The 12,804-nt window shown below is 72.9% G+C and carries 11 protein-coding genes; 2 read left to right on the top strand and 9 right to left on the bottom strand.

What is annotated here, in order from left to right; genetic code table 11:
• Nucleotides 1-169: 169 nt before the first annotated feature.
• The gene (locus tag ABZ851_RS03340; RefSeq protein WP_361121382.1) at nucleotides 170-967 is read right to left on the bottom strand and encodes a hypothetical protein; all 798 of its coding nucleotides are present in this window, start codon (nucleotides 965-967) and stop codon (nucleotides 170-172) included.
• Between the two features lie 221 nt (nucleotides 968-1,188).
• On the opposite strand from ABZ851_RS03340, the gene ABZ851_RS03335 reads away from it, so the two are divergent.
• Nucleotides 1,189-1,785 (top strand): TetR/AcrR family transcriptional regulator, encoded by a 597-nt coding sequence (locus tag ABZ851_RS03335; RefSeq protein ID WP_361121379.1) that lies wholly within the window; start codon nucleotides 1,189-1,191, stop codon nucleotides 1,783-1,785.
• A gap of 80 nt (nucleotides 1,786-1,865) precedes the next feature.
• On the opposite strand, the gene ABZ851_RS03330 is transcribed toward ABZ851_RS03335, so the two are convergent.
• From ABZ851_RS03330 to ABZ851_RS03305, 6 genes are all read right to left on the bottom strand, one after another.
• Nucleotides 1,866-3,587 carry a protein kinase gene (locus ABZ851_RS03330; RefSeq protein ID WP_361121376.1) on the bottom strand — a complete coding sequence of 574 codons (1,722 nt, stop codon included), beginning with the start codon at nucleotides 3,585-3,587 and terminating at the stop codon, nucleotides 1,866-1,868.
• A 147-nt stretch (nucleotides 3,588-3,734) separates the two neighbouring features.
• Nucleotides 3,735-4,991: a cytochrome P450 gene (locus ABZ851_RS03325; protein WP_361121373.1), complete on the bottom strand. Its 1,257-nt coding sequence runs from the start codon at nucleotides 4,989-4,991 to the stop codon at nucleotides 3,735-3,737.
• 173 nt (nucleotides 4,992-5,164) lie between these two features.
• A complete protein-coding gene (locus ABZ851_RS03320) occupies nucleotides 5,165-5,962 on the bottom strand; it encodes an ABC transporter permease (protein WP_361121370.1) in 798 nt (265 codons plus the stop codon).
• The gene (locus ABZ851_RS03315; protein WP_361121367.1) at nucleotides 5,959-6,978 is read right to left on the bottom strand and encodes an ATP-binding cassette domain-containing protein; all 1,020 of its coding nucleotides are present in this window, start codon (nucleotides 6,976-6,978) and stop codon (nucleotides 5,959-5,961) included. Before ABZ851_RS03315 ends, ABZ851_RS03320 begins: the two co-directional genes overlap by 4 nt.
• A gap of 134 nt (nucleotides 6,979-7,112) precedes the next feature.
• Nucleotides 7,113-7,949: a DUF4097 family beta strand repeat-containing protein gene (locus ABZ851_RS03310; protein ID WP_361121364.1), complete on the bottom strand. Its 837-nt coding sequence runs from the start codon at nucleotides 7,947-7,949 to the stop codon at nucleotides 7,113-7,115.
• A 229-nt stretch (nucleotides 7,950-8,178) separates the two neighbouring features.
• Nucleotides 8,179-8,718, bottom strand: coding sequence for a hypothetical protein (locus tag ABZ851_RS03305; protein ID WP_361121361.1), 540 nt, complete (start codon nucleotides 8,716-8,718; stop codon nucleotides 8,179-8,181).
• 331 nt (nucleotides 8,719-9,049) lie between these two features.
• Here ABZ851_RS03305 and ABZ851_RS03300 point away from each other — a divergent pair, with 331 nt between their 5' ends.
• Nucleotides 9,050-10,657 (top strand): serine/threonine-protein kinase, encoded by a 1,608-nt coding sequence (locus ABZ851_RS03300; RefSeq protein ID WP_361121358.1) that lies wholly within the window; start codon nucleotides 9,050-9,052, stop codon nucleotides 10,655-10,657.
• On the opposite strand, the gene ABZ851_RS03295 is transcribed toward ABZ851_RS03300, so the two are convergent.
• Together ABZ851_RS03295 and ABZ851_RS03290 are read right to left on the bottom strand one after the other, a co-directional pair.
• Nucleotides 10,606-11,811 carry a glycosyltransferase 87 family protein gene (locus ABZ851_RS03295; protein WP_361121355.1) on the bottom strand — a complete coding sequence of 402 codons (1,206 nt, stop codon included), beginning with the start codon at nucleotides 11,809-11,811 and terminating at the stop codon, nucleotides 10,606-10,608. The genes ABZ851_RS03300 and ABZ851_RS03295 overlap by 52 nt on opposite strands.
• A gap of 143 nt (nucleotides 11,812-11,954) precedes the next feature.
• Nucleotides 11,955-12,740 (bottom strand): class I SAM-dependent methyltransferase, encoded by a 786-nt coding sequence (locus ABZ851_RS03290; protein ID WP_361121352.1) that lies wholly within the window; start codon nucleotides 12,738-12,740, stop codon nucleotides 11,955-11,957.
• Nucleotides 12,741-12,804: the final 64 nt, after the last annotated feature.

The following is a 12,804-nucleotide window of genomic DNA, read 5'->3' as shown; positions in this document are numbered from 1 at the left end:
TCCGCGCCGCGGGTATGCCACGCGGATGCCCGCACCCGGGGCGTCCGCATGCGCAGGGGCCGCACGCGCAGGGTCCGCATGCGCAGGGTCCGCACGCGCAGGGGCCGCCCGCGCAGGGGCCGCACGCGCAGGGGCCGCACGCGCTACGTAATCGGCCCGCCCCAACCCCTCAGCCCCGGGCCGTCCGGGCCATGCGCCAGTACTGCCGCTTGTTCTCGTCGCGCACGACGACGCCGAGCTTGGCCAGTTCCTCGCGCAGCTCGCGGGCCTCGTCGGCGGTGGCAGGCTTGCCCAGTAGCCGTGCGCGAGCCGTCAGCAGCGCGTCGGCTCCCTCCGGCAGGCCCGGTGCCCGGGGGACCCAGAGCCGGAACTCGTCCCGGTGCGGATCACGGTCGCACCAGCGGTAGCCGTGCTCGGCGAAAGCGTCGGCGAGCCGCTGCGCGTCGAGGTCGCAGGCCTCTCTGGCGATCTCCTGGCCGTCGCGGTCGAGCAGCACCAGCTGCTTGCCGTCCCGGAGCGCCGTACTGATCTCGTGGTGGGTGAACTCACGGGAGATCCCTTTGCGGGTGAGGACCACGCGGCTGCCGGAGACGGTGACGGAGAGCCGGTCATGCTGAGCGAGGTATCCGGCGGCCAGCCCCAGGACCGTGCCCACGGCAAGCGCTCCGCAGGTCCGCCAGGGTTCGGGGACCGAGGTCAGGAGCCTGGCCGGTCCCTGCCACGGCGCCCAGGGCAGTGTCACGAACCACTGCGCAAGCAGCTTGATCAACCAGCCGATCCCGGCGCCGGCTGCCGCGAAGACGCCACAGACGAGTACCACCGCCCAGGCCGGTTCCGCCAGGACCGTGACCTTGCCGGTTAACGGCCGGTCCCTGTCGGTTCGTACCTGCTTCGCGTCACTCCCTGCCGGTAACTCGCCGGCTCCCGCTCGTCCGCCATCGGTCCCTGCCTGTTCCCTCTTCTTCACGTTCACGATCCCCCCAGTCGGTTGGCCGGCCGGCAGCGGCTGCGCCGGCCGCTCTTCGTGCGGTGCGGCATCCTTTCCGGCCACAGCCTAATGATAAACCGAGCGCTCGATCTATTATTGGGGCCGAGCAACGCCCGGCGCCAGTCCGTCAGTTCGCCGATCCAGCGACCCGGCGACCCGGCGGCTGGGCGGCCCAACGCCCCGCCAGCAGGAGGAGAAAGATGAGAAAGACCGACCCGGCCAAGCACCGGGCACGCCGGCAGCACATCCTGGGCGCCGCCACGGAGCTGTTCGCCACCAAGGGTTTCGAGCGCACCACGACCGCGGAGATCTGCCGGGCCGCCGGCACGAGCGCGGGCAACCTGTTCCACTACTTCCCCAACAAGCGCGCGATCTTCCTCGCCGTCTTCGAGAGCGACGGGGACGACAAGGCCGAACGCTTTGCGCAGGCGCTGGCCGCCGATGACCCGTGGAGCGCCCTGCTGGAGATCGTGGACCTCCTCGCCGCCCCGGCCACACACCCGCTGACGCCCCCGCTGGTCATGGAAGCCATGGTCCAGGCATACCGGGACCCCGAACTCGAAGCCCTGCTCAGCCGCGACAACGCCGAGGAGCACGCGACCATCGCCGGACTGCTCACCAAGGCCGCCGCGGCCGGTCAGATCGACCCCGAACTCGACCCGGACAGCGCCGCATCATGGGTCCAGGCCCTGATCTCCTCGCTCTACACGAGCGCAGCCACCGCGCCGTCCTTCGATCCGGCCGGCCAACTGCCCACGCTCCGGCTCATCCTGCGCCGCTTTCTGCGCGCCGAGTGACGAGGTGAGGAGAGGGCTGCGGGTCGCGGCGGTGCCACGTCCGCGGGCGGGGGCCGGGGCTTCCGCCGTCAGGGCTCCCGCTATCCGCGGGCGTGCCGGTCGGCCGGCTTTCGTGGCCGGCGGTGGGCGGTGCGGAGGTGTTCCGGCGGCTTCGGGGCGTCGTCGGCCGTGGTGGGTGGGGTGGTGAGGCGGCCGGCCGAGGGCGGGCGGATGCGGGACTTGAGGGTATGGGTGCCGATGGCGAGGGTGACGCCGAGGAGCAGGACGTAGAACACGCCGATCTTGTTGAGGTCGTCGAGGAAGAACCAGACGGCGGTCAGGGCGGTGAACCAGAAGGCCACCAGCGCGAATCCGCCCGAGCGGTCGTCCTTGTAGCCGGCCGCCAGGCACAGTGCGGCGACGAGGGCCAGGACCAGCGCGATGATGACGTAGCGGGTTTCCCAGCCGATGGTGCCGCGGGAGAGTTCGGACCAGGCGGCCACGGCTTCCGCCACCGGGCCCCAGGAGACCGCGCAGGCGAGCCGTGCCGACCACAGCAGGAAGACCGCCCCGGCGACGGCGGCGAGCAGCGCGACCCGGTTGAACTGGCCGACCTCGATCATGTCGGTCCGGGATATCACCAGGGAGAGGAAGCAGCCGAGCAGGGCGACCGCGCCTTCGGCCGTCGGCCGGAAGACCACGCGGGCCGGTCTGCGGCGGGTGGGAGGGGGTGGGGATGCCTCCGGTCCGCTGCCGGAGGGGTTGGGCGTGGAGTTGGGCGTGGAGTTGGGGGTGGGTGTGGGTGTGAAGGAGGCGGAGGCGGCGGGCGCCGGCGAGTGGGGTTCCCCGGTGGCGTGGCCGGGGGCGGGGTGGCCGGATGCGGGGTGGCCGGATGCGGCGTGGCCGGGTGCGGGGTGGCCGGGTGCGGCCTGTGTCCGTGGGGCGTGGCCGGGGGCGGCCGGGTCGAATGCGGTGGGGGTGCGGACGGGGGTGGGCCGGGCGGCTTCGGTGAGTGCTTCGTGCATCGTGGCGGCGCTCGCGAAGCGGTCCTCCCGGCCCTTGCGCAGCGCGCGGACGATCACCGCGTCGACGGCGGGCGGCAGTTCGGGGCGGAGCCGGGAGGGCGGGACCGGCTCCGCGGACAGATGCTGGTGCATCACGGAGAACGGAGAATCCCCGGTGTACGGGGGACGGCCCGTCAGCAGCTCGTAGAGCAGGCAGCCCACGGCGTAGAGGTCCGTACGGTGATCGGTCTCGCCGCCGTTGATCTGCTCCGGGGCCAGATAGGCGGGGGTGCCGACCGCCACGCCCGTGCCGGTCAGGCGGGTGGCCGCCTCACTGAGCGCCTTGGCGATGCCGAAGTCGACGACCTTGGCCTTGCCCGAGCCGGTGACCATGACATTCGCGGACTTGATGTCGCGGTGGACGATGGCGTGCCGGTGGCTGTGCTCCAGGGCGTCCAGCACCTGGCCGGTGAGGTCGAGCGCCTGTGCCACCGGCAGTGCGCCGTCCCTGAGGACCTGGCTGAGGGTTCTGCCCTCCACGTACTCCATGACCAGGTAGGGCTCGGCGGCCCCGCCGCTCGCGTCCTCCCCCACGTCATGAACGGTGGCCACCCCCGGGTGGTTGAGCGCGGCGGCGGCGTGCGCCTCACGCTGGAACCGGGTGAGGAATTCGGGCTGCAGCGCCAGCTCGGCGGAGAGGGTCTTCACGGCGACGGTTCGGCGCAACCGGTGGTCGACGGCGCGGTGGACCGTTCCCATCCCGCCGTGCCCGAGCTGCTCCACCAGCTCGTACCGCTGCCCCAACATCCTGTGCTCCACCGGGTTCCTCCAGGGACCGTCTACGCCAACACGTACGCGGGAAGACGTACAGGAGTGCGAGCGGGTTCCTCCGTGTGCCGTGTGCGACGTGCGGCGGACGCGCCCCCACCGGGTGGCTCGCGCCCCCGCCAGGGCGGCCCGGCCCGGCTACCGCTCGTCCCAGGTGACGGGGAGCCGGTGCACCCCGTAGATGTTCATCCCGTGTCGCAGGGGGACTTCCTCCGGCGGGACGGCCAGCCGCAGTGTCGGGAAGCGGGTGAGGAGCGCGGGAAGGGCGACCCGCATCTCGACGCGGGCCAGCTGCTGGCCCAGGCACTGGTGTATGCCGTGGCCGAAGGCCAGATGCCCGGTGGCCTTGCGGTGCAGATCGAGGGTGTCGGGGTCGGGGAAGCGCTCCGGATCGCGGTTGGCGGCCTCGATCGAGAGGACGACCGTCTCGCCCGCCTTGATCAATTGGCCCGCCAGCTCGACGTCCTCCAGCGCCGACCGCGCGCTGGTGTGGGCGATGCTGAGGTAGCGCAACAGCTCCTCGACCGCCTGGTCGGCGAGGCCCGGATCGGCACGCAGGGCGGCGAGTTGGTGCGGGTGGGACAGCAGCGCGAAGGTGCCGTGCGCGAGCATGTTGGCGGTGGTGTCGAGGCCGGCGGCGAGCAGGAAGCTCCCGATGCCGGCGAGTTCTTCGTCGGTCAGGCCGGTGGTCGTGAGGTCGCTGAGCAGGTCGTCGGTGGGCTGGGCGCGCTTGGCCGACACCAGCTCGGCCAGGATGTTCTGCAGCGCGGTCATGGCGGCGGCCATCTCGTCCATCGTGGCGCTGCGGGTCATCACCGTCGCCACATGACGCTGGAAGACCTCCCGGCCGGCATAGGGGACACCGAGGAGTTCACAGATCATCAGCGCGGGGAGGGGCTTGGCGAACGCCTCGACCAGGTCCACCGCCGGCCCTTGGCGCTCCATGGCGTCCAGGTGCTCGGTGGTGATCTCCTCGACGCGGGAGGTGAGCAGGCGCATCCGGCGGACGGTGAACTTGCCCATGAGCAGACGCCGGTAGCGGGTGTGCTCGGGAGCGTCGAGTCCGGTGAGATCACCGACCGGGGCCGGGGGCAGTTCGCCGGGGTAGCCGTCCTCGAACGGGTAGTGCAGCAGCTCGTAGCGTGAACTGAAGCGGGGGTCCGCGTGTATCGCGCGGACCGCGGAGTAGCCGGTGGCCAGCCAGCCCACGTGTCCGTCGGGAAAGCGCATCCGGGTGAGCGGACGTTCCGTGCGCAGGACCGTCAGTTCCCCGGGCGGATCGAAGGGGCAGCCCGCGGGACGGGCGGTCGGCAGCGTCACGGGGGCGGGGCGTTCGGGGGCGGGGTGTCCGGGCTCGCGGTGTCCGGGGGCGGGGTGTCCGGGGTGCAGGGGCATGGCTGTCCTCCGATGCGGGACGCGGGACGCGGGGCACACCGTGGTGTGCGGTGAAGGATGAGGTGCGGGGAAGGGCGCGGCGCGAGGCAGGGTGAAGTGCGAAGAAGGGTGAAGTGCGGGGGAGGGTGAGGTGCCTGCCGGGAACGGGAGGCACCTCGGGCGCGGGGGCGTGCTCAGCGTGTGGCGCCGCGCCGGAAGGCGGCCCGCGCCCACAGGTAGCCGGCCAGGCTGAGCGCGAGGGCCCACGCCAGGGCTATGACGCCGTTACTGCCGGTCTCCGTGCCCAGCAGGAGGCCGCGAAGCGCCTCGTTGATCGGGGTGAAGGGCTGGTATTCGGCGAACCAGCGCAGTCCGGCCGGCATGGAGTCGGGGGTGACGAAGGCACTGCCGAGGAAGGGCAGGAAGGTGAACGGCATGGGGGCGTTGCTCGCGGACTCGACGGTCTTGGCCACCATGCCCATCGCGGCCGCCAGCCAGGTGAGCGCGAAGGCGAGCAGGGCCAGCAGGCCGAAGGCGGCGAGCCACCTGGCGGGAGTGGCGTCCGGCCGGAAGCCCACCGCCAGGGCGACGGCGAGGACCAGGAGGAGGCTGAGCATGGTCTGGACGACGCTGCCGACCACATGGCCCGTCAGCACGGAGGCACGGGAGATCGCCATGGTGCGGAAGCGGTTGATGATGCCTTCGGTCATATCGATGGAGACCGAGACGGCCGTCGAGAGGGCACCGGACGTCACGGCCATCAGGAGGATGCCCGGAACGACGTAGTTGACGTACGCGCCACGGCCGTTCGCCGCACCCGGCAGTCCGATGCCGTTGCCGAGCGCACCGCCGAAGACGTAGACGAAGAGCAGCAGCATCACGATCGGCATGGCGACGACCGAGAGCGTCAGGGAGGGATAGCGCCGTGCGCGCTTGAGGTTGCGGCGCAGCATCGTCATCGAGTCGCGCACCGCGTACGGGAGAGAGCTCATCGGGCCCTCTTCTCAAGGGAGTTGGCGGTGGCGCCGGACTGCACAGGCCGGCCCGTGAGGGTGAGGAAGACCTCGTCGAGGTCAGGGGTGTGCACGGTGAGCGCCTCGGCTTCCACGGACGCGCGGTCGAGGGTGTCGAGGACGCTGCGCAGGGCGGGGATGCTGCCGTCGCCGGGGATGTGCAGGGTGAGCGCTTCGTCGTCGCGGGCGGCCGCGGTGAAGAGGGCGGCGGCCGATGCCAGGCGGTCCGCGTCGGCGAGCTTGAGGCGGATGTGGCTGCCGGGGATCCGTTGCTTCAGCTCGTCCGCGGTGCCTTCGGCAACCAGCTTGCCGTGGTCCAGGACGGCGATGCGGTCGGCGAGTTGGTCGGCCTCCTCCAGGTACTGCGTCGTCAGGAAGACGGTGACGCCGTCCTCGGCGACCAGACCGCGGATGATCTCCCACATGGTGCGCCGGCTGCGCGGGTCGAGGCCGGTGGTCGGCTCGTCGAGGAAGATCAGGCGCGGGTCGCCGACCAGGGTCATCGCGAGGTCGAGCTTGCGCCGCATGCCGCCGGAGAAGGTGGCGACGGGCCTGACGGCCGACTCGGTCAGCTCGAAGCGCTGCAGGAGTTCGTCGGCGCGCCGGCGGCCCTCGCGGCGGCTTCGATGGTGCAGGTCCGCCATGAGGAGCAGGTTCTCCCGGGCGTTGAGCAGGTTGTCCACGGCCGAGAACTGACCGGTGACGCCGATGGCGGCGCGTACGGCGTCGGCCTCGCGGACCAGGTCACGGCCCGCGACCTGTGCCTGGCCGGCGCTTGCCGGGATGAGGGTGGAGAGGATCTGGACGGTGGTGGTCTTGCCCGCACCGTTGGGCCCTAGCAGGGCGAACACCGTGCCCCCGGGGATGTGCAGGTCGATGCCGTCGAGGACGGCCTTGTCGCCGTAGGACTTGGCTAATCCGCGTGCGGTGATCGCCGCTGGGCGAGACGCCGGTGGGCGGGGCTCCGGTGAGCGGGAGGCCGATAAGCGGGGCATGCTTTTCATGATCATGACAGCTGCTTTCCGGGTTCAGAGTGACGAGTTCCGGGTTCTGTGATGGGGCGGGCCGGCGATGGCCGGTGGTCACGAGCACCCGACCGCCGGTGGTCATCAACGCCGGCGGCCGGTGATCAGGAGCGGCGGATCACGATGTCGCCGAGGCTGGTGTGGGCGCGTACTTCGACGGTCTCGGCGGCGTCACCGGGGCCGTCGGACGGTCCGAGCGAGTTGCGCACGTTGCCGAGGCCGGTGGCCACGTCGAGCCAGGCGGCGGTGGACTGACGGATGCCGACCTCCAGGTCGCCGGCCGCGGCCCGGAGGACGACCCGGCCGCGTGCCACTTCACCGATCCGGATGGCGCCGTTGGCGGACTTGGCCTCGACCCCGGCGTGCGCGACGCCGACGGAGATCAGGCCGTTGGACGCGGTCGCCCGCAGGGCGCCGGTGACCTCGCCGATCGTGGTCGCGCCGTTGCCGTTCTTGACCAGCGCGGCACCCGCGATCTCGCCGGCCTCGATCAGCCCCGACGCGATGAGCTCGGCGTCCCCCGTCACCCGCGCCAGCCGGATGTCGCCGTAGTCGGTCCGCAGGTTCACGGCCTCCGCCTCGTCCATCTGGAGATCGCCGAGCGAGGTCTTGAACCGGCACTCACCGAGGCGGCCCGCACAGGTGAAGTCCGCCATCGGCGAGGTGCCCAGGACGTCCGAGCCGGCCGGCAGCTCGATGGTCACGTCGAGCGAGCCGCACTTGCCGAAGAGGGAGCGCTTCTTGGGCCCCTTGACCACCAGCTTGCCGCCGGAGCAGGTGATTTTGGTCTGCTGTGCGGCCCGTACGTCGGCGTCCGCGGTGGCGTCGCTCGGGCGCACCTCGACGACGGTGTCGGTGCGCTTGCTCGCGGTGATCCGGGCGGATCCCAGGTCGAATTCGAGGGTGACGGAGATCGGTTCGGGGGTGTCAAAAGTAGGCATGGCTGTCCCGTCCTCATGGCTGTGGTGAGCATTCCCGCTGGTGGGGCGGGTGAGATGAGAAGTGGCGCGGTGCGAAGGGGTGGTGGTGAGAGGTGGTGGGTGATGGGTGCCCGGTGAGCAGTGACGCGGTGGCGCGGTGGCCGGCGGCGCGGTGGCCGGTGGCGCGGTGTGGGGTGGTGCGGTGCCCGGTGGTGCGAGAGGCCGGGGAAGGCCGGCCCGGCGCGGGGCCCTAGCGGACCCAGCCGGTGTAACCCTGCTGGCCCCGGTGGCGGCTGCGGCCGGCGGAGCGGGGGCGCTCGCCCGGTTCCAGGGCCGTGGCGACGGCCCGTACCAGCCAGGCGTTGACCGACAGGCCCTCGTGGCCCGCGGCGTCCTCGACCCGGGTCTTGAGGTGGGCGGGCAGGCGGAAGTTGATCCGCGCGGTGCCGCCCTCGTCGCCGTCCGCGGGGACGGTGGGCACGGGCGCCCGTCCGCCCGGCACGCCCTCGGGCGCCTCCGCCTCCCCGTACGGCTCCTGGTCCGGTGCCGGCGAGGGGGTCACCACGAATTCGGGGTCGAGCCCGCGCAGCCGTACGTCGACCGAGCCCGGTGCCAGCTCGCGGGTGACCTCGGCCATGGCGGAAGACAGCGCGTTGAGCAGGATGAGCCGGGTGGCCGACTCCAGGGGCGTGGTGAGTCGTTCGGCCAGGGCGCGGGCTTCGTCTCCGCCCGCGTCCGCGGCGACCGCGAGCTCGTGCCGGAGGTTGTCGACATACGGCGTGAGGTCCATAACGCCATAGTGGCACCACAATGACGCCAACGCAAGCCTTTGTGACGCCACAGCGGCACCAAGTGCTGCCACCATGGCGCAAGGTGACGTCACGGCGTCACCATCATGGCGCCATCCGGTGCGGCCCCACCGCCGGCCCGTCCGAACGCGCGGCGTCGCGACGGCAGTTGCCCCACCTGCCCGGACACGGCCCGGACCTGCCCCTGCCGCGTCCGGCCGCCCCGGCAGCGCCGTGCCCGGATCCGGAGAACGCCGCCCTCACGGCTGCCCGATCGCTCGGGCTATGGTGCTCCCGCAATCTGTTCGGCCGTGCGAAGGAGACGATCTCGCGGTGTCCGATCGGGGACGGCTCGTAGCCGACCGGTACCGGCTCGTGGAACGGGTGGGCCGCGGCGGTATGGGCACGGTATGGCGGGCCGAGGACGAATTGCTCGGCCGTCATGTCGCCGTGAAGAAGCTGCTCGTCCCGCCGCATCTGGACGACGACGAGATCCGGACGCTCCACGAGCGCACCCGCCGGGAGGCCCGCAGCGCCGCCCGGATCACCCACCCCCACGTGATCGTGGTGCACGACGTCGTCGACGACGAGGGTCTGCCCTGCATCGTCATGGAGTACGTCCCCTCGGACACCCTGGGCGACCTCGTCAAGCGACACGGTGCGCTGGCGCCGGACCAGGCGGCCCGGATCGGCTGCGGTATGGCCGGCGCGCTGCGTGCCGCACACGACGCCGGGGTGCTGCACCGGGACGTCAAGCCCGCCAATGTGCTGCTCGGGCAGGACGGGCGCATCGTCCTCACCGACTTCGGGATCGCCGTGCAGTCCGGAACGCCCTCGCTGACCAGGACCGGCGAGCTGGTCGGGTCGGTCCAGTACCTGGCGCCGGAACGCCTCCGGAGCACGATCGCCGAGCCGGGTCCCGCCAGCGACCTGTGGTCCCTCGGCGCGACGCTGTACCAGGCGGTCGAGGGCCGGCCGCCGTTCCTCCGGGACACCGCGATCGAGACGGCGTACGCCATCGCCACCGAGGAGTACGACGCCCCGCGCAACGCCGGGGGCCTGGCGCCCGTGATCGAGAGCCTGCTCCGGAAGGACCCCGGGCAGCGCATGGACGCCCATGAGGCCGAACGCCTCCTGGAGGAGGCCGCCGGGGCCACCACCGGCTCGGGGCAGCGCCCCCTGGGCGACACCTCCGGAACGCGTGCCGCCCTCGACGCGCCGCCCACCGGGCCGCAGCCCACCGTGGCCACCGCGAGCCCGGCGCAGCCCACCGTGGCCACCGCGAGCCCGGCGCAGGCCGACACGGGCCCTGTGCAAGGAGGCAACCGCAAGCGCCGCACGGTACTGCGGCTCACCGTGGGCGCGGCGGTCGCCGCCTCCGTGACCGGCGGGGTCCTGCTGTGGCCGTGGGGCGGTGCCGACGCGACGGGCAGCCGTCCTTCCGGCACCGCCTCCGCCGGCCGCCCGTCGGACCCCGGCCCTTCCCCGCTTCCCCCGCTCCCCGCCGGATACCACCTCCAGAAGGAGGGCCAGGGCTTCTCGCTGCCCGTACGGGACGGCTGGAAGCGCGAGGATCCGCCCGGCGGCGAAGTCGCCTATGTGGACCCGTCCGGGCTGGTGGGGCTGCGGATCAACATCGTCCGGTTCGCGGGGTCCGATCCGCTGCGGCACTGGCGGCAGACCGAAGAGGCCCAGACCCGCCGGGACAACCCGGGCTACGAGCGGGTGCGGATGGACCCCACGAGCTTCCGCGGACGGCCCGCGGGGTACTGGGAGTTCACCTTCGACGGCAAGAAACGGAAGTACCGGGCGGTGGAGCTGGCGTTCAGCGACGCCGACGACACCCAGTACGTGATCTACCTTTCCGCGCCGGATGCCCAGTGGAACACCTACCGGCCGGTCTTCGACACCGCGGTCAGGGGCATCCGTCTCGACGGATAGGACGTAGCGCGGGAGACGCGCCCGGTGACCGGCAGCAGCAGCGCGACGAGGGTGAGGGCGGCGCAGGCGGGATAGCCCCAGCCGAGAGCGGCGAGGTACCACGGGCGGCCGAAGTGCCAGATGTCCGGCTGGGCCAGTGCCAGCCAGTGGATGAGGAATCCGCCGAGGGCGAGGCACCAGGCGGTCAGGGCCGCGGTGTGGGCCCGGGTCCGGTGCGGCGCGTGGGTCAGCCACAGGACGGCCGCGACGGCCCAGACCCAGTGATGACACCACGAGATGGGGCTGATCAGCAGGCCGAGGAGCTGGACGGCGAGCAGCGCGCCGAGGGGATCGGTGCGGCGGGCGGCGCGCACCACGGCCGTCAGCGCCAGCAGAGCCGCCGGGACGGCGCAGGCCCACCAGGGGGCGGACCAGCCGGCATCGTGGCCGAGGGTGCGGGACAGCGCCCCGCGCACCGACTGGTTGAGCACCGAGCCGACCGGGCCGACCCGTGCGGCGTCGCCGACCGCGTGCAGCCAGAAGCCGGCCGCTGACCGGGGCGCCGCCCACCACCCGGCCGCGACGGTGGCGGCGGCCACCGCGGCCGACCAGCACGCCGCCGACCAGCGCCGGTGCACCAGGAAGTAGAGGCCGGTGACGGCCGGGACCAGCTTGACCCCGGCGGCGAGCCCCACGCCGAGCCCGGCCGCTGCCGCCGAGCGCCGCTCGACCGCGTACGCGACGCCCACCGCCAGCAGCAGGTTGACCTGCCCGAGCGCGAGGGTGACGGCGACCGGCTCGGTCCACAACAGGGCGGCGCTCCACAGCAGTACCCGCCTTCGGTGCCGTCCGGGATCCGCGGCCGGGTCGGCCATCCGCAGGCAGCAGTGGACCAGGACGCAGAGCGCCAGGATCGAGGCCGCGGTCCAGGCGGCGCTCACCAGCGGCCACGGCGGCCAGGAGAGCGGGAGGAAGAGCAGCGCGGCGAAGGGCGGATAGGTGAACGGCAGCGGGAACAGGTCGGGGCCGGGCAGGTCCAGACGGAAGGCGTACAGATCGCCGCCGAGGAGGTGCGGGGCCGCGGTCCGGTAGACCCGCAGATCCACCATGCCGACGCGCAGGCAGGCCGGGATCCACACCAGCAGCAGCATCGCCGTGGCGGCGAGGAGCAGCACGGTGCCCGGACGGCGGGCCAGGACGCGGCGCGCCGCCTCGATACGCCGTGGGCCCGGCCGTGGCCCCGGCCGCGTTCCCGGCGGGCCGCCGCCGGAAGGGCCGCCGTCCGGAGCTCCGGCCGCCGGGACCTGCCCCGTGGGGCTCACTCGCCCCGGCCCCGCTCCGCGGCGGGGCCCGGGGTCCTCAGTTCCCCGGGCCGGGCCGCGGCCGCGCCCGGGGCCTCGTAGATGCTGACGGCGAAGGGACGGAAGGAATCCGGCTCCACCTGCTCGACCAGGCAGCGGAACCCGGCGACGGCCTCGAAGTACGCACAGAACCTGCGGGACTCCGGCCAGGGGTGCACCAGGACCAGCAGCCCACCGGGTGCCACGGCCCGTGTCAGATGGGCGCAGGCCCGCCGCAGATGCCGGTGCCGGCCCAGGTAGTACAGCAGCTCGGCACAGAAGACCAGGTCGAAGCGGTCCTCCGGTGGCGCGGCGAGGATGTTCAGCCGGACGAACCGGGGAGGCCGCGCGGGCCCGGGAGCGGCGGGGGCGGCGCGGCCGGACACCGGGGCGCGGCCGGACCCGGAAGCACGGCCGGCCGCGGAAGCACGACCGGCCGCGGAGGCGCGGGCCCGGGCGAGCGCCCGCTCCGAGATGTCCACACCGGTGATCTCCGCCTGCGGAAACGCCGCCGCGAGACGGTGCGTGAAGGCTCCCTCGCTGCACCCGACGTCCAGGATCCGCCGGTAGGGGCGCCGGGGGAGCTGCCGCAGGGTCGTCGCGTACTTGAACTGCTCGTAGTCGTCCACGGCCAGGCCCCACGGGTCCGGCCGGCGGTGCCACCAGTCGAAGTACCAGTGCAGGACCCTTCCCTGGCCGCGCAGGCCGAGGAGGGAGAGCGCGGCGAAGAGGGCGCGGTGCGCGCGGTCGAGGAGGCGGTGCATGAGAACCTTCCGGCCGTTGCGGTGGCCACGCTTCCGGGAGGCCGCCGGACGTATGCGGGATGAG

The sequence above is a fragment of the Streptomyces sp. NPDC047049 genome, from assembly GCF_040643995.1.
Classification (GTDB): domain Bacteria; phylum Actinomycetota; class Actinomycetes; order Streptomycetales; family Streptomycetaceae; genus Streptomyces; species Streptomyces mooreae.
The sequence above is the reverse complement of the archived record's forward strand: the minus strand, read 5'-3'. Positions and strand labels throughout refer to the sequence as shown.